The organism is Vibrio sp. CB1-5, from assembly GCF_059412285.1.
Window position 1 is genome coordinate 1 of record NZ_JBJHPB010000060.1, and the last position, 3,428, is coordinate 3,428.

General features: G+C 47.4%; 3 protein-coding genes. 2 read left to right on the plus strand and 1 reads right to left on the minus strand.

Going from position 1 to position 3,428, the window contains the following annotated elements; translation table 11 throughout:
• Positions 1-365 precede the first annotated feature (365 nt).
• Positions 366-1,580, plus strand: coding sequence for a phosphoribosyltransferase family protein (locus ACJB0T_RS21795; protein WP_479289533.1), 1,215 nt, complete (start codon positions 366-368; stop codon positions 1,578-1,580).
• Between the two features lie 232 nt (positions 1,581-1,812).
• Here ACJB0T_RS21795 and ACJB0T_RS21800 read toward each other — a convergent pair whose 3' ends face one another.
• Positions 1,813-2,466 (minus strand): glutathione S-transferase family protein, encoded by a 654-nt coding sequence (locus ACJB0T_RS21800; protein ID WP_479289534.1) that lies wholly within the window; start codon positions 2,464-2,466, stop codon positions 1,813-1,815.
• A gap of 106 nt (positions 2,467-2,572) precedes the next feature.
• Here ACJB0T_RS21800 and ACJB0T_RS21805 point away from each other — a divergent pair.
• The coding region (locus ACJB0T_RS21805) for a LysR family transcriptional regulator (RefSeq protein WP_495292939.1) at positions 2,573-3,428 on the plus strand (856 nt) is incomplete at its 3' end.

Sequence of the window (3,428 nt, forward strand, 5' to 3'; positions counted from 1 at the left end):
GACGGCTACTTGGGGCATGTTAAAACGAACGGACGTAGACTATTTCTGTCCAAAAACGAGCTGACAAGCACTCTTTAAACATCTGGAGTACGCTTTGAGTAGATTCCGCACAAGTGTGGAATGACGGAGCGTTTGGCGGTAGCTTTAAAGGTATATTGTGAATGAAAGAGTCTCACTTTAATGAGGAGGATGGTTAGCTCAATGTAGTTCACAGCAATGGAGGCAAGAGTGCTTTGTCAAAAGTCACTAAGCATTCCAACCCACCGCTTACCATTAATTACCCTTTCCCTCTGCCGTTTTGCTCGCTTTCCCGCTAGAATACCCCCATCACAACCCACTCACTTTCCGAATCAATAAGGAATGCCATGAGCAGCCAAAACGCACTATCTAGCGATATAGTGATTGTTAGTAACTCTTCCGATAACCCGTTTGCCATTGATGTCGCCTATGCGATGGGGCAGCATGAAGACATCTCTGATGTCATCAGCATGAAGCACTTCATGAATACCGAATTTTGCCCGCGCTTCATCTCTGATGAGGACGATATGGACAATATCGGTAATAGCTTAGAAGGTAAGACGGTCGTTATCGTCAGTACTGGGAATCTTGTGACCAGTCGTCAAGAGCTGGCGATGCACAACTTTATCATTGCCCGTGCAGCCAAAGAAAATGGCGCGAGTCGTGTAGTGCTGGTGGAGCCTGACTTGTTCTTCTCTGCGCAAGATCGTGGTGCTCGTCCCGAGCTTGGTGATACGGGCGGTGAGCGTTCTGTGTCGGATATTAAGAAATTTGATGGTCAGCCGTTTACCGCACAGCTTTATGCGCAGCTGTTGAAGCTCTCTGGTGTTGATGATGTGGTGACGGTCCACAATCACTCAGATTCAGTACAAAAGATGTTTGGCGATGTATTTGGTGGCCGTTTCTATAACCTTATTCCTTACCAGATTTACGCCCATTACTTGCTTAACTCTAACATCTTGAACTACGGCCCAGATGGGGAAGGTTTAGTACTTTGTGCGCCAGACAAAGGGGCACGTGATTTTGTGAAAGAGATGTACAACCGAATTGGTTTGAGCAAAGCCAAGTTCATCATGTTGGATAAAGAGCGTACGGCCGAGCGTAAAGTTGAAATTACTCTACATAAAGAGAGTGAAGACACCTTTGAAGGTTTGGAAAATTCGAGCATCGTACTGTTTGACGACATGGTTCGCACTGGGTCAACTGTGGTGAAGTCTTGCCAGTTCCTGCAGCAGCTTAAACCTGAGAATATGGTGTTTACCGTCTCGCATTTCTACGCGAGTACCGAAGGTCGTGAGCGTATGTCTCATCCTGCATTGGGCGAGATTCTGACGCTGAATACTATGCCGACCATTCTTAACCGAGACGAGCAAGGCCGTCTGCGTAAGAAGATGGTAGTGCTTAAAATTGAGAAGTACTTGGCGCAGGAGCTAAGCAAGATCTTAGATATCCCGCAGCGCTTGGAAGAAGAAAATCCATATAAGATCGATATGTCTTCTAAGAACCCGCGTTTCCAGCGCAAGATTTGGTTCTCTGATCAGCTGTCTGAGCTAAAACAATAATCGACGCATTTTATCGGTTTAGAGCAGCATTAGATTCGCTTTCCGTTAACGGCACACTCCTTGAAAGGGTGTGCCGTTTATCTTTTCTTGAACGCTATAAAACTTTGGTGAAGAGCAAAACAGACAGCTCCGAGAACGGCACCACTTAAGAGGTGAATCATACTCGCTCCAATACTCTCTCTTAAGTTATTTAGCTGTTTTACCATGGCTTTATTGTAGTGGACGTTAAGCGCTAGACGCAGACTTCTTCGCCAGCTTCATCTTCCAGCACGATGTCCGTCTCAGAGCTTGCCTCCGCAAGCCATCGTAAAATCGCCGCGCTCGAAAGGACTTTCTCTTGATAGCGTTGTGCTGGCTCAGATAGCTCAATACCATAGGTTCTAAATCTGAGTGCGACGGGGGCGTACATGGCATCGGCAATGGACCAGTCGCCAAATAGCCATTGCTCCGGATACAGACTCATTTGCTCTGACCATATTTCATCGATTCGTTTGATATCCCCGCGAGCCGCCTCGCTTAATTCAATTTTGCGACGAGCGCGGCAGTTCATTGGTAGCTCATTGCGAAGTGCCATAAACCCAGAGTGCATTTCGCTAGCGACAGCACGTGCCTTCGCGCGCTCGGTAATGGATTCAGGCCAGCTGCGACCATTTAGATATCGCTCGTTAACATACTCTAGAATGGCCAGTGAGTCCCAGGTGGCGATCTCACCGTCGACAAGGGTAGGCACTTTCGCTGCTGGTGTTACTTTGGCAAGCGTCTGATAAAACTCAGGTGTGAATAGAGTGAGCTTTTCCACTTCCACATTCAGGTTGTTTTGAGCAAATATAAGCCAAGCTCTTAGTGACCAACTTGAGTAGTTTTGGTTTGCAATATACAGTTTCATGTCGCCTCCTTTCTGGTTTGATTTTCATCATAATCAATGGTTTGATGGGTGACTAACGCATAGTTTTAATAAGTGCCATCAATGGAATCGATGGATGGAGAGGGATATGGATATTGAAGCGCTACGCAGCTATCTGGCGTTTTCGGAAACGGGCAGTTTTACTCGGGCAGCGAAACAGATCAATCGAACGCAGTCGGCCTTTAGTGCCCAGATGAAGAAGTTAGAAATCGAAGCTGGGACACCACTCTTTGAGCGTCAGGGTCGTAATATGATGCTCACAGAGGCAGGGCTTGCGCTAAAAGCACATGCGGAGCAAATCTTGGCGTTGCATGATAAAGCGCTGCATCAAGTGCAGAAATATCAAAATAAAACCTCACTCAGGCTCGGCTGCCCAGAAGATTACAATGAAACCATTCTTCCAAAAGTGATCAGTGCTATCACTCAAACAGAGCCGACTTGTTCAGTTCAAGTTTATTCTCAACCCAGTGTCGTTCTAAGAGAGTGGCTCGATGAAGGGAAAATCGACGCAGCGATAGTGACAAGAGCGCCAGACAGTGAAGAGGGGTATTGGCTCGAATCTGATCGCGGAGTGTGGATTGCTGCTGAGGATTTTGATGTCTCTCAAAGGCCGCTGCCTTTGGTGCTGTTTCAAACCGACTGTAAATACCATGCTGCTGCCGTTGATAGTTTGGCGAAACGCAGTGTGAACCATCAACTCATCGCATGCTGCAATACGGCATCCGCCCAAAGGTCGTTGGTTTCTGCTGGACTTGGCGTTGGGGCGATGGGGCAATTGAGCGTGAACAAGGATGTAATCGTCTTAGGTGATATGCCACCACTGCCAAATGTCGACATAGTGCTGCTCACGGGAGCCACTGCACACCCTCTATTGACTCAGTTGTATACTGTGAGCTTACGGGAGCATAGCTTGCGTAAGCATGTCGAGGTGGCTCTAGCCGAAG